The following is a 21456-nucleotide window of genomic DNA, read 5'->3' as shown; positions in this document are numbered from 1 at the left end:
TCGCCATGGTACGTATAACTGCGCAGGTTATACGTAACACGTGTACGTTCGATTGGTCCGGACGGAAAGGAGCGGCGATGGCCGCGGGATATGCGGAGCTGCTCAGGACCCGTTACGCGGTCCGGCTGCTGACGGGGACCCTTGTCGGCAGGCTGCCGAACGCCACCGCCGCGCTGGCGGTGGTGCTGTTCGTACGCGCCGAGGGCGGCGGCTACGCGCTGGCCGGCGCGCTCTCCGCGGTCTACGGAGTGTGTACCGCCATCGGCCAGCCGCTGCTCGGGCGGGCCGTGGACGTCTACGGCCAGCCCCGGGTGATGCTGCCCGCCGCGGTGCTCTCCGCCCTCGGGATGGCGCTGCTGGCGGTCGTCGGCCTGGAGGTGCTGTGGCTGTCCTACGTCGCCATGGTGATCGCCGGTGTCTTCACCCCGCCCCTGGAGGGCGGTCTGCGGGCGCTGTGGCCGGGAGTGCTCCGGCGCGCGGACCAGGTGCACGCCGCGTACGCGCTGGACGCGGTGGCGCAGGAAGTCATGTTCGCGGTGGGGCCGTTGCTGGTGACGCTGTGCGTGGCGGTCTGGTCGGCGGGGGCCGCGCTCCTGGTCATCAACGCGGTCGGGGTGCTCGGCGCGCTCTCCGTCGTGGTCTCCGAGCCGTCCCGGCGGTGGCGCAGCGCACCACGGGAGGCGCACTGGCTGGGGGCCCTGCGCTCGGCCGGGATGCTGGTGCTGATCGGGGCGTTCTTGTTCGTGGGGCTGGCGCTGGGGTCGATAGCGGTCGCGGCGGTGGCGTACGCCGACGAGCACGGCGGCGGGATGATCTCCAGCTGGCTGCTCTCCGCGCTGGGCGCGGGCGCACTGCTCGGCGGCATCGTCTACGGAGCGCGGCAGTGGCCGGGACGGCCGGAGGGTCGGCTGCGGCTGCTCGTCGCGCTGCTGGCGCTGGGGTACCTGCCGCTGGCGCTGGTGCCCGGTGTGGTCGGGATGACGGCGCTGACGGGGGCGGCCGGGGTGTTTCTGGCGCCGGCGCTGGCCTGTGCGTTCGTGGTGGTGGACCGGCACGCGCCCAAGGGGACGGTGACGGAGGCGTTTTCGTGGCTGGTGACGACGTTCGGGGTCGGCTCGGCCGTGGGCGCCTCGGTGGCCGGCCCGGCGGTGGAGGCCGGCGGTGCGGCGGCGGGTTTCGCGGTGGCCGGCGCGGGTGGTCTTGCCGCGTTGGCCGTCCTTTTGTCGACGAAGCGATTTCTCGGGGAGCCCGAGCGGCGTACGGCGGAGGCGGCCCCGGCGGAAAATGATCGAAACGGGGCCGTCGAACCCGGTTTCAGAGCAGGCCGTCAGGCGTAATGTTCAGTCATGGACCGCCGCATTTTCGGGCTGGAGAACGAGTACGGCGTCACGTGCACGTTCAGGGGACAGCGCCGACTGTCGCCTGACGAAGTGGCGCGGTACCTCTTCCGCCGTGTCGTGTCATGGGGCCGCAGCAGCAATGTCTTCCTGCGGAACGGCGCCCGCCTGTACTTGGACGTGGGTTCGCACCCGGAATACGCAACTCCCGAGTGCGACAACGTGACCGAGCTGGTCACCCACGACAAGGCCGGCGAGCGCATTCTCGAGGGCCTGCTCGTCGACGCCGAGCGCCGCCTGCATGAGGAGGGAATCGCGGGCGACGTCTATCTCTTCAAGAACAACACCGATTCGGCGGGAAACTCCTACGGCTGCCACGAGAATTACCTCGTCGCCCGCCATGGTGAGTTCTCCCGGCTCGCGGACATCCTCATTCCGTTCCTCGTCACCCGTCAGCTGCTGTGCGGCGCGGGCAAGGTGCTGCAGACTCCGCGGGGCGCCGTCTACTGCGTCAGCCAGCGCGCGGAGCACATCTGGGAGGGCGTCTCCTCGGCGACCACCCGCTCCCGTCCGATCATCAACACCCGGGACGAGCCGCACGCGGACGCCGAGCGCTACCGCCGGCTGCATGTCATCGTCGGCGACTCCAACATGTCCGAGACGACGATGATGCTCAAGGTGGGCGCCACGGATCTCGTCCTGCGCATGATCGAGGCGGGCACGGTCATGCGTGATCTGACGCTGGAGAACCCGATCCGGGCCATCCGCGAGGTCAGCCACGACATCACCGGCCAGCGCAAGGTGCGGCTGGCCAGCGGGCGCGAGGCGTCGGCGCTCGAAGTCCAGCAGGAGTACTACGAAAAGGCCGTGGATTTCTGCGAACGCCGCGGAATCCGCACCGGTCTCGTCGAGCGGGTCCTGGAGCTGTGGGGCCGGACGCTGGAGGCGATCCGGGACGAGGATCTCGACCGGATCTCCACCGAGATCGACTGGGTGATGAAACACCATCTCATCGAGCGGTACCGCGCGAAGAACAACATCACCATGTCCCATCCGCGCGTGGCGCAGATAGACCTCGCGTACCACGACATTCATCGTCGCCGGGGGCTTTACTACCTCCTGGAGCGGAAGGGCCAAGCGGCGCGGATCTGCAATGACTTGAAGATCTTCGAGGGCAAGTCGGTGCCGCCGCAGACCACTCGGGCCCGGCTGCGCGGTGACTTCATTCGCCGGGCCCAGGAGCAGCGGCGCGATTTCACCGTCGACTGGGTGCACCTCAAGCTCAATGACCAGGCGCAGCGCACGGTCCTGTGCAAGGACCCGTTCCGTTCGGTGGACGACCGGGTGGAGAAGCTGATCGCCGGGATGTGACCCGCGGGGAAGGGGTGGTGTGCCGGGAGCGGACAGCTCCCGGCGCATCGCTGTGTTGTCCCGGGGGAGGTCCACGGGGACAGGTCGTAGAGTGGCTGGCATTGCCCACCTTCCCCACGAGCCCCGAGTTGGACACATGAACCTCACGAAGAACACCTGTCGCGCCGCGGCTGCTGCGCTGACCGTGCCCGTCCTGCTGTTCACCGCCGCCTGCGGGTCCGACGACGGCAAGGGCTCGTCCGGCGAAGCCGTCGTCAAGGTCGAGGGCAAGGCGGGGGCGCAGCCCAAGATCACCGTGCCCAAGGGCGCCAAGCCGTCCGACACGGCCGTCACCAAGACCCTGATCAAGGGGGACGGCGCGGTCGTCAAGAAGGGCGACCTGGTCCGGCTGGACTTCTCCGCGGAGTCGATGAAGGGCCAGAAGCTCGGCAGCACCTGGACGCCGCAGCCCGGTGGCAAGAAGGGGGCGCCGCGCACCCAGGTCGTCAGCGAGGTCACCGACCAGATGACCCAGCAGATGCTGCCGCCGAAGGTGCTGTCCGCGGTCGCCGGGCAGAAGGTCGGCAGCCGCTTCGAGGTCGAGGGCACCGCCAAGGCGCTGATCGGGGAGGGCCTCAACCCCCAGTCCGGCATCAAGCCGGGGGACGGCCTGGTGTGGGTCGTCGATGTGGTCGGCGCCCAGAAGGTCGACAAGAAGGCGCACGCCGAGGGCGAGCAGGAGTCGCCGGAGAGCGGGATGCCCGAGGTGAAGGCGCCGGACGGCAAGGCCGCGACGATCACCGTCCCCAAGGGGGAGAAGGCTCCCAAGGACCTCAAGGAGCAGGTCCTGATCAAGGGCAAGGGCCGCGAGGTGAAGGCCGGCGACGGGCTGATCGCGCAGTACACCGGGGTGAAGTGGGAGGACGGCAAGAAGTTCGACTCGTCCTGGGACCACGGTGGCGCGACCGCGTTCCAGATCGGTACCGGGCAGGTCGTCCAGGGCTGGGACAAGGCCCTGGTGGGCAAGCACGTCGGTGACCGGGTGGAGATCGTGATCCCGCCGAAGCTGGGTTACGGCGCGAGCCCGCAGCACGAGCTGGCCAAGAACACCCTGGTCTTCTCGGTCGACATCGTCGGCACGGTCTGATCGCGCCATCGGCGGGATCTGCGAGACTGACCCGGCAATCGTAAAGATTCGTAAGTAGGAGCACATTCGTGAACATCGACAAGCCCGAGATCGACTTTCCGGAGGGCCCGGCTCCCACCGAGCTGGAGATCGTGGACCTGTGGGAGGGCGACGGGGCGGTCGCCAAGGCCGGGGACTTCGTCAAGGTCCACTACGTCGGCGTCGCCTTCAGCTCGGGCGAGGAGTTCGACGCGAGCTGGAACCGCGGCACGCCGCTGGAGTTCCAGCTGGGCGCCGGCCAGGTCATCGCCGGCTGGGACCAGGGCGTGCAGGGCATGAAGGTCGGCGGCCGCCGCCGGCTGACCATCCCCGCGCACCTCGCCTACGGCGACCGCGGCGCCGGCGGCGGCCGCATCGCCCCGGGCGAGACGCTGATCTTCGTCTGCGACCTGGTCGCCGTCTGAGACCGGCGTCGGTCCCGACCCGGGACCGCGCTCCTGTGAGGTATCCGAGGGCCCGTGCCACCCCTGGCACGGGCCCCAGCCGGGTAGGCCCCCGCTCCCTTCTGGCAGACGATGCCTGGCACGCGCGCTCGCTGCGTTGTCGGGATCGTCCACGTAGACCTACTACGTGGACGCCCCTCCGCCTTGCGATCGCACGCACCAGACACCGTCTGCCCCGCCCTCCGGGCGGACGAAGGGAGCGGGGGCCTGCCCGGCTGGCTTTTACCTGGACCACCCCGAGCGGTACGGTCAACGATCGGGAGTTCAACGAGAAAGGGCGTCGATGGCGATTGCCAAGGCCGAGCGGCTGATGAACCTGGCGCTGTGCCTGCTGGGGACGCGACGCCCGCTGACCAAGCGCGAGCTGAGATCGTCCATCGAGGCCTACATCGAGGCGAGCGGCGACGACTCCTTCAACCGCATGTTCGAGCGGGACAAGGACGATCTGCGCGAGCTCGGCCTGGTCATCGAGACCGTCGAGGGCATCGAGGGCGACATCGGCTACCTCGCCCGCCGCGACAGCAACCGCCTCCCCCCGATCACCCTGGACGCCGAGGAGGCCGCCGCCCTCGGGCTCGCCGCCAAGATCTGGCAGCAGGCCCGGCTGGCCGGCGCCGCCAGCGGCGCGCTGCAGAAGCTGCGCGCGGCCGGGATGCCGCTGGCCGGCGACGGTGAGGACTACGACGCCGGGCAGCCGCACAGCGCTCTGGAACCCCGCATCCCCGCCCACGAGGCCGCCTTCGAGCCGCTGATGCTGGCCTGCCGCGACCGCCGCCCGGTCGTCTTCGACTACCGCAAGTCCACCGCCGCCCACCCCGAGCAGCGGCAGGTCGAACCGTGGATCCTGGAGTGCTGGCGCGGCCACTGGTACCTCGCCGGCTGGGACCGCGACCGCAAGGCCGAGCGGGTCTTCAGGCTCTCCCGGATCACCGGCAAGGTCCGTTCGCGGCAAGGGAAGTTCACCGCTCCGGTGCCCGATCACGTCACGGTCCGCGAGACCGTGGAGAGCTGGGCGGGGGAGACCGCCACCGGCACCGCCAGGATCAAGCTCCGCGCCGAGCACGGCTATCCGCTGCGGGCCCGTGCGCTGACCGTCCGCGAGCTGGGTGACGGCTGGGACGAGCTGGAGATCCCCAGCGGCCATGGACTCGACGCCTGGCTCGTGGAGTTCGGGCCCGATGTGGTCGTGCTGGAACCCGCCGAGCTGCGCGCCGAGGTCATCGACCGGCTGCGCGCCGTGGCCAAGGGCTGAGAGGACGAACGACTCCATGGCTACGAACGCGATCGACCAGACCCGCCGGATGCTGTCGCTGGTGACGTATCTGCGCGAGCGCCCCGGCGCCCGCGTCGGCGACGTCGCCCGCGCCTTCGGCATCACCGAGGACGAGCTGATCGCCGACCTCGACGTACTGCCGATGTGCGGGACGAGCTTCCGCGGCGGCGACCTGCTGGACATCGACACCGACGGCGACCGCATCTGGTGGCACAACCCCGACGATGTCGCCGAGCCGCTGCGGCTGGCCGCCGACGAGGCGACCGCCCTGCTGGTCGCGGCCCGCGCGGTGGCCACCCTGCCCGGACTGCGCGAGGGCGACCGGCAGGCGCTGCTGCGCGCCACCGCCAAGCTGGAGGCGGCGGCCGGCGAGGCGGCCGGTGCCAGCGCCCGGCTCTCGGTGACCTTCGAGTCCGAGGGCGGGGTCTTCGCCGACGTCGACCGCGCCATCGCCGAGCGGCGCCGGCTGTGGCTGCGCTACTACTCCCCGGCCCGCGACGAGCTGACCGAGCGCGAGGTGGACCCGATCCGGCTCTTCGCGGTCGGCCACACGTACATGGAGGCCTGGTGCCGGCTCTCGGAGGCCCGGCGCACCTTCCGGCTCGACCGGGTCGCCGAGATCAAGCTGCTCGACGCGCCCGCCGATCCGCCGCCGGTCGAACTGCGCGACCTCTCGGAGGGCCTGGTGCAGCCGGCCGCCGAGGACCCCGAGGTGTCCATCGAGGTCGGCCCCGGCGGCCGCTGGGTCGCCGAGTACTACCCGCACGACAGCGCCGAGGAGCTCCCCGACGGCGGGCTGCGCATCACCCTGCGCACCCCCGACCCGGCCTCGCTGCGGCGGCTGGCGCTGCGGCTGGGCAGGGACGGCCGGATCGTGGCGCCGCAGGCGCTCGCGGACAGCGCGCGGCGCGCGGCGGACCAGGCGCTCGCGGCGTACGGCGAGTGAGCGCGCGGCGCGCCGGGATCGCCCGGGGCGCCCGGCTCACCGCGGACGGCGTGCACGGCAGGGAGAAGGAGGAGGCAGCGAAGGATGACGACCATGATGGCGGGCGCAACCGCTCCGGTGCTCTTCAAGGCGGCCTGCCCGGACTGCCGGGGCCGCTTCGAGCTGGCCTCGGACGCCTTCCGGCTGGCGATCGGCGCCAGCAGCCGCACCACCTTCTACTCCTTCACCTGCCCCGACTGCGGACGGGCGGTGCGCAAACCGGCCGGCGAGCGGATCGTGGAGCTGCTCACCGGCGGCGGGGTGCGCACGCTGCGGCTGCACATCGGCTGACCGATAGGCTCGCTCCATGCTCTGGCCCATGATCGCTGTCGCCCTCGGCTTCGCCGGGATCGCCGTGCTCGGCGTCCTCGCCGTCCGCGTCTTCGTCGAGGTACGGCGGCTGGCCCGCCAGGTTGGCGCGACGTCGGAGCGGATCCAGCGGGCCGCCCAGGATCTGGAGCGCGCCGCCACCCCGCTCGCCTCCCGGATGTACGAGGCCGGCCGGGACTGACCGCCGGGGCCGGGACGTCGCCGCGGGCGTCGGCGCTCTGCTGCGGCGCGGGGGTGGAGAGGTAGGCTGGCCCGCGGTTCAGACAGCGCGGCGGTCGGGGCAATCGGGAGTATGCAAGGGGATTGCCCGGCGTTCACCACCGAACGTTACGATCGATGCAGCACCAGCACGCCAGTCCGACCCATCGGCAGGCAACCAGCAGACGCCGCCCCGGCGAGAAGGTAGTCGCACATGCTCAGCAACCTGAGGGCCCCCGAGATCATTCTGATCCTCGTTGTCATTGTGCTGCTGTTCGGCGCGAAGAAGCTGCCGGACATGGCGCGTTCGCTCGGCAAGTCCGCTCGCATCCTCAAGAGCGAGGCCAAGGCGATGAAGAAGGACGGCGAGTCGGAGGGCGGTGCCACCACCGGTACGACGTCCGAGGCCTCCTCCGAGGCCGCCCAGCCGGCCCCTCGTACGATCCAGGCGGCTCCTGGTGATGTGAGCAGCTCGCGCCCCGTGGCCGAGCCGAACACCACCAAGCAGAGCTGACCGAACCGATCCAGTCTCACCGGCCCGGGGTCGGTCACGGCTGATGCACGAGACGAGGAAGTGGGTTGCTCAAGTCTGCCCGCAAGCAGGAGAAGGACCCCGAGGGGCGGATGCCGCTCGCGGCGCACCTGCGTGAGCTGCGTAACAGGCTGCTGAAGTCGGTGCTGGCGATGGGTGTGGTCACCGCCGTCGCGATGTGGCAGTACGAGTGGATCGCTCACTTCATCACGGGCCCGGTGATCGACACGGTGGGATGCCCCAAGGGCACCACGGCGGCCGCGCCGCGGGACCATCCGTGCGTCGTGGTCACCGCGAACGGTCTGCTGGCGCCGTTCACGATCATGCTGAAGCTCTCCCTCACCACGGGCGTGGTCCTCGCCAGCCCGGTGTGGCTCTACCAGCTCTGGGCCTTCCTCGCCCCGGGGCTGCACCGGCACGAGAAGAAGTACGCGCTGAGCTTCGTCGGCGCCGGCGTGCCGCTGTTCCTCGGCGGTGCCTACCTCGCCTACGCGGTGCTGCCGACCACCGCGGGCGCGCTGGTCGGGCTGACGCCCAGCGACTGGGCCAACCAGTTTCCGGCCGATGAGTTCTTCGACATCGTCACGCGCATGGTGCTGGTCTTCGGCCTCGCCTTCGAACTGCCGCTGGTGCTGGTACTGCTCAACTTCGGCGGGGTGGTCACCGGCCGCCGGATCATGAGCTGGTGGCGGTTCATGGTGCTGGGCATCACGATCTTCGCGGCGCTGGCCACGCCGACCGGTGACCCGCTGACCATGGGTCTGCTGGCCGCCCCGATCGTGGTGCTGTACTTCGGTGCCGCCGGCGTCTGTCTGCTCAACGACCGCCGTCGCAAGCTGGCCAACCCGGACGCGGGGCTGAGCGACGACGAGGCCTCCGCGCTGGACCTGACGCCCGAGCGGGTCGGCGAGATCGAGTCGGTGTCGTCCGGGCGGATGCTCCCCGAGCAGGCGAGCGGGGACGCGGGCGAGGGCGGCGCGCCGCGCCGCGGCGGATACGACGACGTGACGTAACGGTTCATGACGTGCCGTGACGGCCCCGTGCTCGACGAGCCGGGGCCGTCACGCTGTGCGGACCCGGGTGTCGCCCCCGCTCGGTAAAGGCCGCACATAAAGATCGGGTCGTTGTCAGAGGTGGCCGGTAGTCTCGTAAGCACGATGACCGAGGACATGTCCCCTGCTGAGCGCTATGCCGCCGCCAAGCTCCGGGCGGCCGAGCAGGCCACCGCACTCGCCCCGTTCCGAGAGATGTACGACTTCGATCTGGATCCGTTCCAGGTCGAGGCATGCCAGGCCCTGGAGGCCGGCAAAGGCGTGCTGGTCGCGGCCCCCACCGGGTCCGGCAAGACGATCGTCGGCGAATTCGCCGTCCATCTGGCCCTGGAGCAGGGCCGCAAATGCTTCTACACCACGCCCATCAAGGCCCTGTCCAACCAGAAGTACCAGGATCTGGTCAAGCGTTACGGCGCGGACAAGGTCGGTCTGCTGACCGGCGACAACAGCGTCAACTCCGAGGCGCCGGTGATCGTGATGACCACCGAAGTCCTGCGGAACATGCTGTACTCCGGCTCCCAGTCGCTGATCGGCCTCGGCTATGTGGTCATGGACGAGGTGCACTACCTCTCCGACCGCTTCCGCGGCGCCGTATGGGAAGAGGTGATCATCCATCTCCCCGAGTCGGTGACGCTGGTGTCACTGTCGGCGACGGTCTCCAACGCCGAGGAGTTCGGCGACTGGCTGGACACGGTCCGTGGCGACACCGCCGTGATCGTCTCCGAGCACCGACCGGTGCCGCTGTGGCAACACGTCCTGGCCGGCCGGCGGATCTACGACCTGTTCGAGGAGCGGGACGGCCGAAGCGGCGGTGGCCGCCGCGAGGTCAACCCCGACCTGGAGCGGCTGGCGCGGATGGAGAACAGCCGGCCGACCTTCGGCCGGGACAAGCGCCGGGGCCGCAATCTGCGCGAGGCGGACCGCGAGCGGGAGCGGCGCCAGCGCGCCCGGATCTGGACACCGAGCCGGCCGGAGGTCATCGACCGCCTGGACAACGAGGGCCTGCTGCCCGCGATCACCTTCATCTTCAGCCGGGCCGGCTGTGAGGCCGCCGTCCAGCAGTGTCTCTATTCGGGTCTGCGGCTCAACGACCAGGAGGGCCGTGAGCAGGTCCGCCGCATAGTGGAGGCGCGGACGGCCGGAATCCCGGACACCGATCTCCATGTGCTGGGCTACTACGAGTGGTTGGAGGGCCTGGAGCGGGGCATCGCGGCGCACCACGCCGGCATGCTGCCGACCTTCAAGGAGGTCGTCGAGGAGCTGTTCGTCAAGGGCCTGGTCAAGGCCGTCTTCGCGACCGAGACGCTGGCCCTGGGCATCAACATGCCGGCGCGGTCGGTGGTGTTGGAAAAGCTCGTGAAGTGGAACGGCGAGCAGCACGCCGACATCACCCCCGGCGAGTACACCCAGCTGACGGGCCGGGCCGGGCGCCGCGGCATCGACGTCGAGGGCCATGCGGTGGTGCTGTGGCAGCGGGGGATGAACCCCGGTGCGCTGGCCGGCCTCGCCGGGACGCGTACGTATCCGCTGCGTTCCTCCTTCAAGCCGTCGTACAACATGGCGGTCAACCTCGTCTCCCAGTTCGGCCGGCACCGCTCGCGGGAGCTGCTGGAGATGTCCTTCGCGCAGTTCCAGGCCGACAAGTCGGTGGTCGGGATATCGCGCCAGGTGCAGAAGAACGAGGAGGGGCTGGCGGGCTACCGCGGCTCGATGACCTGCCATCTCGGCGACTTCGAGGAGTACTCCCGGCTGCGGCGGGAGCTGAAGGACCGGGAGACGGAGCTGGCCAAGCAGGGCGCGGCACAGCGGCGGGTGGCCGCCGCGGCCGCCCTGGAGAAGCTCAAGCCCGGCGATGTCATCCATGTGCCCACCGGAAAATACGCGGGCCTGGCGCTGGTCCTGGACCCCGGCATGCCCTCGGGGCGGACGAACGGCCACCGCGGCTTCGACGCGCAGGACGGCCCCCGGCCGCTGGTGCTGACCGCCGAGCGGCAGGTCAAGCGGCTGGCCTCGATCGACTTCCCGGTGCCGGTCGCGGCGCTGGACCGGATGCGGATCCCCAAGTCGTTCAACGCCCGCAGCCCGCAGTCGCGCCGCGATCTGGCGTCCGCGCTGCGGACGAAGGCGGGCCATATGGTGCCGTCGCGGCATCGCAGGCCCCGTTCGGAGGCGGCCGACGACCGCGAGATCGCCCGGCTCCGCACGGAGCTGCGCGCGCACCCCTGCCATGGCTGCGACGAGCGCGAGGACCACGCCCGCTGGGCGGAGCGCTACCACCGGCTGCTGCGCGACACCCGCCAGTTGGAGCGCCGGATCGAGGGCCGGACGAACACCATCGCCCGTACCTTCGACCGGATCTGCGCGCTGCTGACCGGGCTGGACTACCTCGAAGGCGACACGGTCACCGACGAGGGACGACGGCTGGCCCGGCTCTACGGCGAGTTGGATCTGCTGGCGAGCGAGTGCCTGCGCGAGGGCGTCTGGGAGGGACTCGGCCCGGCGGAGCTGGCGGCCTGCGCCTCGGCGCTGGTGTACGAGGCGCGGCAGGCGGACGACGCGGCGGCGCCCAAGCTGCCGTCCGGCAAGGCCCGGGACGCCCTGGGGGAGATGGTCCGCATCTGGGGCCGGCTGGATGCCCTGGAGGAGGACCACAAGATCAGCCAGGCGGAGGGCGTCGGCCAGCGCGAGCCGGACCTCGGCTTCGCCTGGGCGGCGTACCGCTGGGCCTCCGGCTTCGGCCTCGACGAGGTCCTCCGCGAGGCCGAGATGCCGGCCGGTGACTTCGTCCGCTGGTGCAAGCAACTGGTCGACATCCTCGGCCAGATAGCGGCGGCCGCCCCGCCCGAGGGCTCGGTGGCGCGCACGGCCCGCCGGGCGATGGACGGTGTGCTGCGCGGCGTGGTGGCGTACTCGTCCGTGGGCTGACCGGCAGGGCCCGGACCCGGCACCGCGACGGCGCCGCGTCCCCGTACGTCGGGGGTGCGGCGCCGCCGCGTTCAGCGGAGGGGCGACCGGCCCGTCGGCCGCGAGCAGCCGCTGCGACCCGGCGTTCTGCGGGTTCGTCAGCGGGTGCCGGCGGATGTCCGCCTCCGCGCCGCCCGTCGCGTACGCCGCTGCCGCAGAACCTCCGAACGACACCTGAGGTGTCGCTGACGACGTCCTGGAAGCGGTAGGTGCTGGGTCTCGGTGCGGGCGGCGACGAGGGCGGCGGCCGGGGTGAGGTCGGGGAGCCGGAACCGTAGGCGAACAGCACCCGGTCCCCGGCGTAGGCGCAGCCGGGGAGGTACGACCGTGCATGCGGCGCGGATGCACGGGGCGTAGGGAGGTCGCCGTACGGGGAAGGGCGGGCGGACGCACCGCCCTACGGAGAAGTCAGTGGCAACAGGAGGCCGACCACACCCGGCCGAAGTCGATGTGGTCGCGAGTGACCAGCCGCTGCGGGGGACGCACGGGGTCAGTGGAACAGGTGGAGGGATGTGCCGTCATCCAAGTGCCGGAGCGGCTGCCCGAGTCCGGGGAGCGAGGAATCGGCCGGTCAACGGGTGCCGTGGGCACGGCGGTTGGGGCAGGATGCGCCCATGACGGCGACGAGCGGTGGGGACCAGGCCCCGGGCGGTGCGAACGAGGCCCCGGTACGGCGCTTCGGAAAGCTCATCAGGCTGCGGCCGGAGCACCGCGAGGAGTATCTCCGGCTGCATGCGGAGGTCTGGCCGGAGGTGCTGGCGACGATCACCGCCTGCCATCTGGGCAACTACTCGATCTTCCTTGAGGGCGAGCTGCTGTTCGCGTACTTCGAGTACACCGGCGAGGACTACGAGGCGGACATGGCCAAGATGGCCGCCGACCCCGTGACACAGCGGTGGTGGCGGCTGACCGATCCCTGCCAGGAGCAGACCGGCGGTGTGGTGCCGGGGGAGTGGTGGACGCCGATGAGGGAGGTCTTCCACCACGACTGAGGTCCCCGGACACGCCCCCGGCCGGTTGACGGTGGCGCCCGGCTCCTCGGCGAACGCGGCCCGGTCGGCGGCGGAGGCGAACCCGATCTCGCCGTCGACGGCGGAGGTCGCCGGCCGCTGCCGGGCCCGCGTCGAGCGCTCCTCCTGGTCAAGGAGTGGAGAGTTGCCGGTGCCCCGCGGGCTGCCGCTCCGCGACACCGCGGGGCCTTCGGCGGCGGACGGCCGCGCGCAGGCCGATGAACAGCAGTACGCCGATGGGGGAGAGCAGCACGGTCAGCACCAGCAGCGGCCCCATCACCAGCGGAGAGATCCCCAGCGCGCGGGCCTCGCGGTACATCCACTGCCCCAGGAACAGATCCCAGGCGATCACCTGTGCCCAGATCGCACCGGCGCCGCCGCCCAGCCGCAGCAGATCCTGGAACACCGCGAGGCCGGGGTGGCTGACGGCGGCCCACAGCTGCGGGAAGACCGGGACGGCCAGGGCGAGATAGACCGCGAGGACCGGCACCATCGGCAGCGGCGAGGCGGCGATCTTGTCGGTCCAGCGCCATCCGGGGGCCAGGACCAGCAGCGCCCAGAACGGTGCCGCGAGCAGGAAGGCCAGATCGAAGAGGGTGCGGTCGTTCATGCGGTCAACTCCGGTGCGGGGGTGGCGGATTCATTGCTGCGGTCGTCTGGGGTGTGGGCGTCCGCGGGCCGCCGCAGCGCCGCGTACGCCCCGATCGCGGTGGCCGCCCCGAGGGCGCCCAGCGCGCCCAGCGTCATCGCGTCCGGATGGATCAGCGCCTGGCCGCGCAGCGCCTGCCAGGTCACCAGCGCCAGCAGTGCGGTGAGGAAAGCGGCCGCGACCAGCACCAGCCGCAGCCGCACCCGCTCGTGCCGCAGCCGGGCGAACCGGCCGGCCAGTGCCTCGATCCCGTACAGGAACAGGGGCAGCGCCTGGAGGGCGTGCATGCCGACGAAGTGCGGGATGCGCAGATCGCCGCCGGTGGTGTTCCAGCCGGTGAGCGGCATGGCCGGGCCGCCGTCGGGGACGCCGACGCTGTGTGCGCCGACGACGGTGGCCAGCTGGCCCGCGGCCTGTTGCTGCGGTGTGGGCGCCAGCATCAGCCCGCCGAGCGCCAACCCGGCCAGTGCGATCAGCAGGCCGAGCCGGATCGCCCAGGCCGCGGCCCGGTCGTCGAGGCGGGCCCGGAAGAGCAGCAGCGCGATGACGAGGGTGGCCGTCCACAGGACCACGATGGTGAGGCCCATGACCACGAACAGGCTCTGGTCCAGGGGGGTTTCGATGTTGAAGTGGCTGCGCCGGCCGCGGATCGCCTGTCCGGTGATGACCGCCATCTCGACGGTCCCGGCGACCACGACGGTGTGTGCGGCCCATTGGGCGGCCCGGCTTCGGACCGGGCGCCGGGACAGCATCCAGGCCAGCGTCAGCCCGTAGGCCACGAACGACACCGCGAACTTCAGCGGCTTGAACCAGATCGGCGCCCCGACCAGGACCCGGTCGTCGACGATCAGGCCGACCGCCGCGACGACCGCGAGCGCGGCCATCACCCAGGAGAAGGCGAGCAGCGAACGATATCTGGACATACGGGTCCCCCTGAACCGAAGAATGGATAGTGGCGCTTACCGCTATCTGATAGCTGGACTATCTATGATGGGGGCCGGATTGGCAAGGCCGGGAGCGGGCGGGGCGCCCCGGGAGGCAAGGAGCGCCGGGCGGTGGCCGGGCGCGGGAAAGGGCGATATGCGCATCGGGGAGTTGAGTCGCGCGACCGGCGTCGCGGTCCCGACGATCAAGTACTACGTCCGGGAGGGGCTGCTGCCCGCGGGCCGGCTGACCAGCCCCAACCAGGCCAGTTACGACGAGAGCCACGTCCGCAGGCTGCGGCTGATCCGCGGGCTGATGGACGTCGGCGGGCTCTCGGTCTCGGCCGTCCGCGAGGTGCTGGCCGCCGTCGACTCACCCGGCGAGTCGGTGCACAAGGTGCTCGGCGCCGCGCAGCTGGCGATCACTCCGCCGCCGACCGCCACCCCGGACGGCATGGAGGAGGCGCGGGGCAAGGTCGCGGAGCTGATCCGCCGGCGCGGCTGGCGGGTCGAGCCGGAGAATCCGGCGGTCGAGGCGCTGGCCGTCGCGCTCGCCACCTTCCGGGGCATCGGGCACGGCGAGTTCGAGGAGATCGTCGACGACTACGCCGACGCCTGCGAACGGGTGGCCGCCGCCGATCTCGAGTGGGTGGGCCGCAACGCGGAGGTCGACGGCCTGGTGGAGAGCGTCGTGGTGGGGACCGTACTGGGGGACGCGGTCCTCATGGCGATGCGGCGGCTGGCGCATGTGGAGGCGTCGGCGCGCAGGTACGAGCAGGGGGAGGGATCGGGCGGGCCGGGCCAGGGCTGAGGTGCGCCACCTGGGCCGCCGTCGGTCGTTGTGAGGGGTGGTCAGGCGGCGGGGGGCGTCCCCGGCCGCCCACGCGCGAACAGCAGGAGGACGTGCCCATGTTGACCGGCGATGCTCTCGGCAGCCACACCTTCACGATCGAACTCGGCGCGTTCCAGGTGGAGACCCTCCAGGACGTCTCCGGACTGACCCTGGGCCAGGACGCGATCGAGATCCGGCAGGTGTCGTCCACCGGCGAACCGCTCGTGCGCGAGCAGCCGGGCGCTCGCCGGTCCGGCGAGGTCACCGTCACCCGCGGCATGGACAAGAGCACGGTGTTCACCGACTGGATCAAGGCCGGCCTGGACGGCGACCGCGACGGCGCACGGCAGAACGTCACCATCACCGTGCGCGACGTCGACCGGCAGCCGGTCCGGCGGATCCACCTCGCCAACGCCTGGGCGTCCTCCTGGACGGGCCCGGAGCTGGACGCGACCGGCTCCGGGCCCGCCACGGAGACGGTGACCCTCACCTATGAGGACCTCTCCGTGGAGTAGCCGGGCGACGGCGGGGGCGCGGTGACGCCGGGTCAGGCCGCCGCGGGCGACTCCTGTTCGGCCTCCACCTGCTGGTTCCAGTCGCTCTTGGAGGCCTGCCAGCCGTCCTCGTCGTGGCCGGCGCGCCAGTAGCCGGAGATGGAGAGGGCCTCGCGGGGGACGCCGCGTTCGACGCGCAGCAGGCGGCGGAGTTCCTTGACGAAACCGGCCTCGCCGTGGACGAAGGCCTGGACCCGGCCGGCCGGGAAGTCGAGGGCCCGTACGGCGGCGACGAGTTCGCGGCCGACGGGGGCGCCGCCGCGGTGGAGCCAGGTGATCTCGGCGCCGGCCGGGGCGGCGAGGTCCTGCTGCTCCTCCGGGTCGGCGACCTCGATGAACGCGTGCACCGGTACGCCCGCGGGCATACGGGCCAGGGAGGCCGCGATGGCGGGCAGCGCGCTCTCGTCGCCGGCGAGGAGGTGCCAGTCGGCGCCGGGCTCGGGGACGTAGGCGCCGCCGGGGCCGAGCAGGAAGATCTCCTCGCCGGGCTTCGCGGCGGCGGCCCAGGGACCGGCCAGGCCCTCGTCGCCGTGCACCACGAAGTCCACGGTCAGCTCGCGGGCGTCGCCGTCCCAGGCGCGCACGGTGTACGTACGGGTCCGGGGCCAGCGGTCGCGCGGGAACTCGGCGCGGATCTGCGCGATGTCGAACGGCTCGGGGTACTCCACGCCGGGCAGCGGGAAGACCAGCTTGACGTAGTGGTCGGAGTACTCGCCCGCGGCGAACTCCGCCAGCCCCTCACCGCCCAGCACCACGCGGACCATGTGCGGGGTGAGCCGCTCGGTGCGCTGTACCCGGGCGCGGTGCACGGCGGGCTTCTTGCGGGACGGACGCTCTGCTGCCACGGCGGTCTCCCCTGATCCGATATTTGTTAGGTATACCTAACCTAACAGGTCATCGGTGGAGGGTGACGAGCAATCGGTGCAGGGCGCCGCCCAGACCCCACCGTGTGGCGAGCGCTTCCAGCCACTCGGGGTCGGCCGGCTCGGTGGGCAGGGTGTGATCGACGTCGGGGACGGCGACGTCGCCGGCCACCTTGACGACCTTCGGGGCGACGGCGACGTACGGGCGCGCCTCCAGCAGGCGCTTGCGCTGGGCGGGGGTGATCTTCGAGGCGGGGTCCTCGGCGGCGGCCATGATGCCCGCGAGGTCGCCGTAGGCGGCCAGCAGCTTGGCGGCGGTCTTCTCGCCGATTCCCGGCACGCCGGGCAGGCCGTCGCTGGGGTCGCCGCGCAGCAGTGCCAGATCGGCGTAGCCGGGGCCGTCCACGCCGTACTTCTCGCGCAGCAGCGCCTCGTCGGTGATCTGGAGCGTGCCGACGCCCTTGAGCGGGTACAGCACGCGGATCCGGCGCCGGTCGTCGACGAGCTGGAAGAGGTCGCGGTCGCCGGTGACGATGTCCACCGGGCCCTTCGCCCGCGCGGTCAGGGTGCCGATGACGTCGTCGGCCTCGTAGCCGGCCGCACCGATACGGGCGATGCCGAGCGCGTCCAGGACGTCCTCGATGACCGGGACCTGCGGCGAGAGGGTGTCGGGGATCTCCTCCTCGTCGGGCTCCGCGGACCCGGCCGGGGCCTCTTCGGCGACCCGGTGCGCCTTGTAGGTGGGGATCAGGTCGACCCGCCACTGGGGGCGCCAGTCGAAGTCCATGCAGGCGACCAGGTCGTCGGGGTGGTGGTCCTGGACGAGCCGGGCGATGAAGTCCAGCAGGCCGCGTACCGCGTTCACCGGCGTACCGTCCGGCGCCTTGACCGATTCCGGTACCCCGAAATAGGCGCGGAAGTAGAGAGAGGCGGTGTCGAGGAGCATCAGGCGTCGAGTCACACCTCGCATGATGCCGTATGCCCCATACGTCGCATCGTTGTGATCTAAAACACCGTCGTGTTTGAGCCGCATAAGGGCGGGCAGGCGCGCAGCCGGAGCGGACCCGGTGGAGATCCAAACCTTTCACCGGTAAAGACGGGCCGAACCCGTCCCGCACCACGACCTGCCTGCGGGGGTGGCAGGTCGTTTTTCGTGCGACAAGAGAGGTTTATGTGTCCAGGCTGCAAGCCGAGCACCTGTACAAGGTGTTCGGCAGACGACCCGAGGACGCGGTCCGCTCCCTCGAAGCCGGCGCGAGCCGGGACGAGCTGCGGGCCGAAGGCACCACCGCCGCCGTGATCGACGCCTCGATCGAGGTGGACGAGGGCCAGATCTTCGTCGTCATGGGTCTGTCCGGATCCGGCAAGTCCACGCTGCTGCGCATGCTCAACGGGCTGCTGGAGCCGACCGCAGGAACCGTCCGCTTCGACGGCCAGGACCTCACCTCGCTCAGCGACCGGGAACTGCGCAAGGTCCGCTCGGAGAAGATCTCCATGGTCTTCCAGCACTTCGCGCTCTTCCCGCACCGCAGTGTGCTGGAGAACGCCGCCTACGGGCTGGAGGTGCAGGGCGTGCCGCGCGCCGAGCGCGAGCGGCGCGCCACCGAGGCGCTGGCCCTGACCGGGCTGGAGGGCTGGGAGAAGTCCTGGCCCGACGAGCTGTCCGGCGGTATGCAGCAGCGCGTGGGCCTGGCCCGGGCGCTGGCCACCGACGCCGACCTGCTGCTGATGGACGAGTCCTTCAGCGCGCTCGACCCGCTGATCCGCCGCGATATGCAGGACCAGCTGCTGGAGCTGCAGAAGACCCTGAAGAAGACCATCGTCTTCATCACCCACGACCTCAACGAGGCGATGCGCCTCGGCGACCGGATCGCGGTGATGCGGGACGGGCGGATCGTCCAGATCGGCAGTGCCGAGGACATCCTCGTCCGGCCCGCCAACGACTATGTCGCGTCCTTCATCCAGGACGTGGACCGCAGCCGGGTGCTGACCGCCGGCGCGATCATGACCGAGACCGGCACGGTGCTGGGCACCACGGCGCCGGACGGGCGCGAGCTCGCCACCGAGGCGGAGTTCCGGGCCGCCGCGCCCGCGACCGTCGGCGTCGACACCCCGCTGGCCGAACTGTTCGCCCCCTGTGCCACCAGCACCGTTCCGGTCGCCGTGACCGACGACGAGGGTGCGCTGGTCGGTGCCGTGCCGGCGGAGCGGCTGCTGGCCGTGCTCGGCGAGTCCGGCGAGGCCCGGGACGCGGCCCCGGCCGCCGCCCCGGCCCGGCCCGCGGCGGAGGCCGAGGTCGGCGAGTCCAAGGGCAAGGTGATCGCCGGTGCCTAGGATCCAGATAGGCAGCTGGGCCGAGGGCGCCGTCAACTGGCTGCGCGACCACCTCGACTGGCTCTTCACCCTGATCACGAAGGTCCTCAACGGCCTCTACGACGGGATCCACGCGGTCCTCGCCGGGCCCGAACCGCTGCTGCTGGCCGGCATCCTCGCGGTGCTCGCCTGGTGGCTGCGCGGTCTGCCGGCCGCCCTGCTCACCTTCCTCGGGTTCGCGCTGATCGACTCGATCGAGCAGTGGGGCCCGACCATCGAGTCGCTCTCGCTGGTCCTGGTGGCCTGCCTGATCACCGTCGTGGTCGCCGTGCCGCTCGGCATCTGGGCGGCCCGCAGCCGGGTCGTCGGCGGTGCGCTGCGCCCGGTCCTGGACCTGATGCAGACCATGCCGGCGATGGTCTACCTCATCCCCGGCATCCTCTTCTTCGGCCTCGGTGTGGTCCCCGGCATCGTCGCCACCATCGTCTTCTCCATGCCGCCCGCGGTCCGGATGACCGAGCTCGGCATCCGGCAGGTCGACCAGGAACTGGTCGAGGCCGCCGAGGCGTTCGGCACCCACCCGCGGCGCACGCTCCTGCGCGTCCAGCTGCCGCTGGCGCTGCCCACGATCATGGCCGGCATCAACCAGGTCATCATGCTGGCGCTGTCCATGGTCGTCATCGCCGGCATGGTCGGCGGCGGCGGACTGGGCTCGTCCGTCTACAACGCGATCAGCTCGGTCAACGTGGCCCTGGGTGCCGAGGCCGGCCTCGCGGTCGTCATCCTCGCCATGTACCTGGACCGGATGACCGGCGCGCTCAACCAGCGGGTCTCCCCGCTCGGCCGGCGGGCGCTGGCCAAGGCGCAGGCGGCGCTCGGCGGGATGAAGTTCCTGCACTGGCGGCCCGCCACGTCCGTGGCGATGGTCGGTGTGGTCGTGCTCGCGCTGCTCGCCGGCGGGATGGGCGTGTTCGGCAAGGACAACGGCCAGGGCGGCGGCAACGGCCGTCCGATCAGCCTCGGCTACGTCAACTGGGACGAGGGCAAGGCCACCACGTACCTGTGGAAGGAGATCCTGGAGCAGCGCGGGTACAAGCCCAAGGTGCAGGCCCTGGAGGCCGGTCCGCTGTTCGCCGGGCAGGCCCGCGGTGACGTCGACGTCCAGACCAACGCCTGGCTGCCGACCACGCACGCCTCGTACTGGAAGAAGTACGCGGACCAGCTGGAGGACCTCGGCGCCTGGTACGACAAGACGTCGCTGGAGATCGCGGTGCCGTCCTACGTCAAGGGCGTCAAGACCCTCGACGACCTCAAGGGCAGGGGCGGCGAGTTCGGCGGAAAGATCACCGGCATCGAGCCGGGCGCCGGCGAGATGAAGATCCTCAAGGACAAGGTCCTCAAGGACTACGGCCTGGGCGGCGAGTACCGCGTCCAGGAGTCCAGCACCGCCTCCATGCTCAGCGAGCTGGACCGTGCCGTCCACCAGAAGAAGCCGATCGCGGTCACGCTGTGGTCGCCGCACTGGGCCTACGACAAGTACCCGCTCACCAAGCTCAAGGACCCCAAGGGGTCGTTCGGCTCCGGTGACAGCCTGCACCTGCTGGGCCGCAAGGGCTTCGCGAAGGACGAGCCCGAGGTCGCCCGGTGGATGAAGAACTTCCACCTGGACGAGAAGCAGCTCACCAGCCTCGAGAACGACATCAAGAGCGCCGGCGAGGGGCATGAGCAGGACGGCGTCCGTACCTGGCTGAAGAAGAACCCCGGCCTGGTCGACAAGGTCGCGCCGGGCGGCAAGGCCACCTACGCCAAGGGCAGGGACGCGGGCGGGGCGCCGAACATCGGCTACCCCGCCTGGGACGAGGGCATCGCCACCACCTACCTGTGGAAGAACGTCCTGGAGAAGCGCGGCTACCGGCCGAACATCCGCAACCTCGACATCGGGCCGATGTGGACCGGGCTCTCCACGGGGCAGATCGACGTGGAGACCGACGCCTGGCTGCCGGTCGCGCAGAAGCAGTACTGGGACAAGTACAAGAAGGATCTCGTCGACGTCGGACCGTGGTACGACAAGACCTCGCTGGAGATCGCGGTGCCGTCCTACGTCAAGGGCGTCAAGACCCTCGACGACCTGCGCGCCCACAAGGACGAGTTCAAGGGCAAGATCATCGGAATCGAGCCCGGTACCGGCGAGATGAAGCGGCTCAAGGACACCGTCGCGCCGGCCTACGGCCTGGAGGACTTCGAGGTCACCTCGGCCGGTACCAGCGCGATGCTCGCCGAGCTGGACCGGGCCTACCAGAAGAAGGAGCCGGTCGCGGTCGTGCTGTGGTCGCCGCACTGGGCGTACAGCAAGTACAAGCTCACCAAGCTCGCCGACCCCAAGGGCACCTGGGGCGCCAACAACCAGATCAAGACCGTCGGCAACAAGAGCTTCCCCGAGAAGTTCCCGGAGTTCCACGGCTGGCTGAAGAACTGGAAGATGAGCGCCGACGAGCTCGGCAGCCTGGAGAAGGCGATCCAGGACGCCGGCAAGGGCAACGAGGACAAGGGCGTCGAGAAGTGGATCGACGACCACCCGGGCATCGTCGACGAGATGGCGCCGGTGAAGTAGGCGCCCTGGGCGCGTAGTTCACCTGTGGGGCGGCGGGCCCCGCTCCGGCAG

Annotated in this window: 20 protein-coding genes; 16 read left to right on the top strand and 4 right to left on the bottom strand. The window is 70.9% G+C overall.

Features of this window, described 5'->3' with window-relative positions:
- Nucleotides 1–77: 77 nt before the first annotated feature.
- The 12 genes from ACFWZH_RS35800 to ACFWZH_RS35745 all read left to right on the top strand — a co-directional run bounded on the left by ACFWZH_RS35800 (nt 78) and on the right by ACFWZH_RS35745 (nt 12642).
- A complete protein-coding gene (locus ACFWZH_RS35800) occupies nt 78–1337 on the top strand; it encodes an MFS transporter (protein WP_384441325.1) in 1260 nt (419 codons plus the stop codon).
- Between the two features lie 9 nt (nt 1338–1346).
- Nucleotides 1347–2708, top strand: coding sequence for a Pup--protein ligase (pafA, locus tag ACFWZH_RS35795; RefSeq protein ID WP_384441322.1), 1362 nt, complete (start codon nt 1347–1349; stop codon nt 2706–2708).
- Between the two features lie 136 nt (nt 2709–2844).
- Nucleotides 2845–3834, top strand: a complete 990-nt coding sequence (locus tag ACFWZH_RS35790; RefSeq protein ID WP_384441319.1) for an FKBP-type peptidyl-prolyl cis-trans isomerase — start codon at nt 2845–2847, stop codon at nt 3832–3834.
- A 68-nt stretch (nt 3835–3902) separates the two neighbouring features.
- A complete protein-coding gene (locus ACFWZH_RS35785) occupies nt 3903–4277 on the top strand; it encodes an FKBP-type peptidyl-prolyl cis-trans isomerase (RefSeq protein ID WP_384441316.1) in 375 nt (124 codons plus the stop codon).
- Nucleotides 4278–4599: 322 nt separating this feature from the next.
- Entirely contained in the window at nt 4600–5568 is a 969-nt protein-coding gene (locus ACFWZH_RS35780; RefSeq protein ID WP_384441313.1) for a helix-turn-helix transcriptional regulator, read from the top strand.
- A 16-nt stretch (nt 5569–5584) separates the two neighbouring features.
- Nucleotides 5585–6535 (top strand): helix-turn-helix transcriptional regulator, encoded by a 951-nt coding sequence (locus ACFWZH_RS35775; RefSeq protein WP_384441310.1) that lies wholly within the window; start codon nt 5585–5587, stop codon nt 6533–6535.
- A gap of 84 nt (nt 6536–6619) precedes the next feature.
- Nucleotides 6620–6865 carry a hypothetical protein gene (locus tag ACFWZH_RS35770; RefSeq protein ID WP_384441307.1) on the top strand — a complete coding sequence of 82 codons (246 nt, stop codon included), beginning with the start codon at nt 6620–6622 and terminating at the stop codon, nt 6863–6865.
- 16 nt (nt 6866–6881) lie between these two features.
- Nucleotides 6882–7085, top strand: coding sequence for a hypothetical protein (locus tag ACFWZH_RS35765; RefSeq protein ID WP_384441306.1), 204 nt, complete (start codon nt 6882–6884; stop codon nt 7083–7085).
- 231 nt (nt 7086–7316) lie between these two features.
- Nucleotides 7317–7616, top strand: coding sequence for a Sec-independent protein translocase subunit TatA (gene tatA, locus ACFWZH_RS35760; RefSeq protein WP_384441303.1), 300 nt, complete (start codon nt 7317–7319; stop codon nt 7614–7616).
- A gap of 65 nt (nt 7617–7681) precedes the next feature.
- Nucleotides 7682–8647 (top strand): twin-arginine translocase subunit TatC, encoded by a 966-nt coding sequence (gene tatC / locus ACFWZH_RS35755; protein WP_384441300.1) that lies wholly within the window; start codon nt 7682–7684, stop codon nt 8645–8647.
- Nucleotides 8648–8791: 144 nt separating this feature from the next.
- On the top strand, nt 8792–11611 hold the full coding sequence (locus ACFWZH_RS35750) for a DEAD/DEAH box helicase (protein ID WP_384441297.1): 2820 nt from the start codon (nt 8792–8794) through the stop codon (nt 11609–11611).
- 653 nt (nt 11612–12264) lie between these two features.
- Complete coding sequence (locus tag ACFWZH_RS35745; RefSeq protein ID WP_384441292.1) at nt 12265–12642, top strand: L-rhamnose mutarotase; 378 nt, start codon at nt 12265–12267, stop codon at nt 12640–12642.
- Nucleotides 12643–12790: 148 nt separating this feature from the next.
- On the opposite strand, the gene ACFWZH_RS35740 is transcribed toward ACFWZH_RS35745, so the two are convergent.
- Nucleotides 12791–13270 (bottom strand): ABA4-like family protein, encoded by a 480-nt coding sequence (locus ACFWZH_RS35740; RefSeq protein WP_384441289.1) that lies wholly within the window; start codon nt 13268–13270, stop codon nt 12791–12793.
- The gene (locus tag ACFWZH_RS35735; protein WP_384441364.1) at nt 13267–14193 is read right to left on the bottom strand and encodes a hypothetical protein; all 927 of its coding nucleotides are present in this window, start codon (nt 14191–14193) and stop codon (nt 13267–13269) included. Before ACFWZH_RS35735 ends, ACFWZH_RS35740 begins: the two co-directional genes overlap by 4 nt.
- A gap of 196 nt (nt 14194–14389) precedes the next feature.
- Here ACFWZH_RS35735 and ACFWZH_RS35730 point away from each other — a divergent pair, with 196 nt between their 5' ends.
- Together ACFWZH_RS35730 and ACFWZH_RS35725 are read left to right on the top strand one after the other, a co-directional pair.
- A complete protein-coding gene (locus ACFWZH_RS35730) occupies nt 14390–15043 on the top strand; it encodes a MerR family transcriptional regulator (protein WP_384441285.1) in 654 nt (217 codons plus the stop codon).
- Between the two features lie 98 nt (nt 15044–15141).
- Nucleotides 15142–15579, top strand: coding sequence for a phage tail protein (locus ACFWZH_RS35725; protein WP_384441282.1), 438 nt, complete (start codon nt 15142–15144; stop codon nt 15577–15579).
- A gap of 32 nt (nt 15580–15611) precedes the next feature.
- Here ACFWZH_RS35725 and ACFWZH_RS35720 read toward each other — a convergent pair whose 3' ends face one another.
- Complete coding sequence (locus ACFWZH_RS35720) at nt 15612–16463, bottom strand: siderophore-interacting protein (RefSeq protein ID WP_384441279.1); 852 nt, start codon at nt 16461–16463, stop codon at nt 15612–15614.
- Nucleotides 16464–16512: 49 nt separating this feature from the next.
- Nucleotides 16513–17427 carry a 5'-3' exonuclease H3TH domain-containing protein gene (locus tag ACFWZH_RS35715; protein ID WP_384441361.1) on the bottom strand — a complete coding sequence of 305 codons (915 nt, stop codon included), beginning with the start codon at nt 17425–17427 and terminating at the stop codon, nt 16513–16515.
- Nucleotides 17428–17654: 227 nt separating this feature from the next.
- Between ACFWZH_RS35715 and ACFWZH_RS35710 the strand changes: the two genes are divergently transcribed.
- Nucleotides 17655–18815 carry a glycine betaine/L-proline ABC transporter ATP-binding protein gene (locus tag ACFWZH_RS35710; protein WP_384441276.1) on the top strand — a complete coding sequence of 387 codons (1161 nt, stop codon included), beginning with the start codon at nt 17655–17657 and terminating at the stop codon, nt 18813–18815.
- Nucleotides 18808–21405 (top strand): ABC transporter permease/substrate binding protein, encoded by a 2598-nt coding sequence (locus ACFWZH_RS35705; protein WP_384441273.1) that lies wholly within the window; start codon nt 18808–18810, stop codon nt 21403–21405. Before ACFWZH_RS35710 ends, ACFWZH_RS35705 begins: the two co-directional genes overlap by 8 nt.
- Nucleotides 21406–21456: the final 51 nt, after the last annotated feature.

The organism is Streptomyces sp. NPDC059008 (genome assembly GCF_042749045.1).
GTDB lineage: Bacteria > Actinomycetota > Actinomycetes > Streptomycetales > Streptomycetaceae > Streptomyces.
Note: the sequence above shows the minus strand (reverse complement) of the source record. Positions and strands in the feature narration are given on the sequence as shown.

Excerpts from the sequence above, each read along its gene's own strand:
- ACFWZH_RS35800 (WP_384441325.1), top strand. The coding sequence starts at position 78 with ATGGCCGCGGGATATGCGGAGCTGCTCAGGACCCGTTACGCGGTCCGG.
- pafA (WP_384441322.1), top strand. The coding sequence starts at position 1,347 with ATGGACCGCCGCATTTTCGGGCTGGAGAACGAGTACGGCGTCACGTGC.
- ACFWZH_RS35790 (WP_384441319.1), top strand. The coding sequence starts at position 2,845 with ATGAACCTCACGAAGAACACCTGTCGCGCCGCGGCTGCTGCGCTGACC.
- ACFWZH_RS35780 (WP_384441313.1), top strand. The coding sequence starts at position 4,600 with ATGGCGATTGCCAAGGCCGAGCGGCTGATGAACCTGGCGCTGTGCCTG.
- ACFWZH_RS35775 (WP_384441310.1), top strand. The coding sequence starts at position 5,585 with ATGGCTACGAACGCGATCGACCAGACCCGCCGGATGCTGTCGCTGGTG.
- ACFWZH_RS35770 (WP_384441307.1), top strand. The coding sequence starts at position 6,620 with ATGACGACCATGATGGCGGGCGCAACCGCTCCGGTGCTCTTCAAGGCG.
- ACFWZH_RS35765 (WP_384441306.1), top strand. The coding sequence starts at position 6,882 with ATGCTCTGGCCCATGATCGCTGTCGCCCTCGGCTTCGCCGGGATCGCC.
- tatA (WP_384441303.1), top strand. The coding sequence starts at position 7,317 with ATGCTCAGCAACCTGAGGGCCCCCGAGATCATTCTGATCCTCGTTGTC.
- ACFWZH_RS35750 (WP_384441297.1), top strand. The coding sequence starts at position 8,792 with ATGACCGAGGACATGTCCCCTGCTGAGCGCTATGCCGCCGCCAAGCTC.
- ACFWZH_RS35745 (WP_384441292.1), top strand. The coding sequence starts at position 12,265 with ATGACGGCGACGAGCGGTGGGGACCAGGCCCCGGGCGGTGCGAACGAG.
- ACFWZH_RS35740 (WP_384441289.1), bottom strand. The coding sequence starts at position 13,270 with ATGAACGACCGCACCCTCTTCGATCTGGCCTTCCTGCTCGCGGCACCG.
- ACFWZH_RS35735 (WP_384441364.1), bottom strand. The coding sequence starts at position 14,193 with ATGGCCGCGCTCGCGGTCGTCGCGGCGGTCGGCCTGATCGTCGACGAC.
- ACFWZH_RS35730 (WP_384441285.1), top strand. The coding sequence starts at position 14,390 with ATGCGCATCGGGGAGTTGAGTCGCGCGACCGGCGTCGCGGTCCCGACG.
- ACFWZH_RS35725 (WP_384441282.1), top strand. The coding sequence starts at position 15,142 with ATGTTGACCGGCGATGCTCTCGGCAGCCACACCTTCACGATCGAACTC.
- ACFWZH_RS35715 (WP_384441361.1), bottom strand. The coding sequence starts at position 17,427 with ATGCTCCTCGACACCGCCTCTCTCTACTTCCGCGCCTATTTCGGGGTA.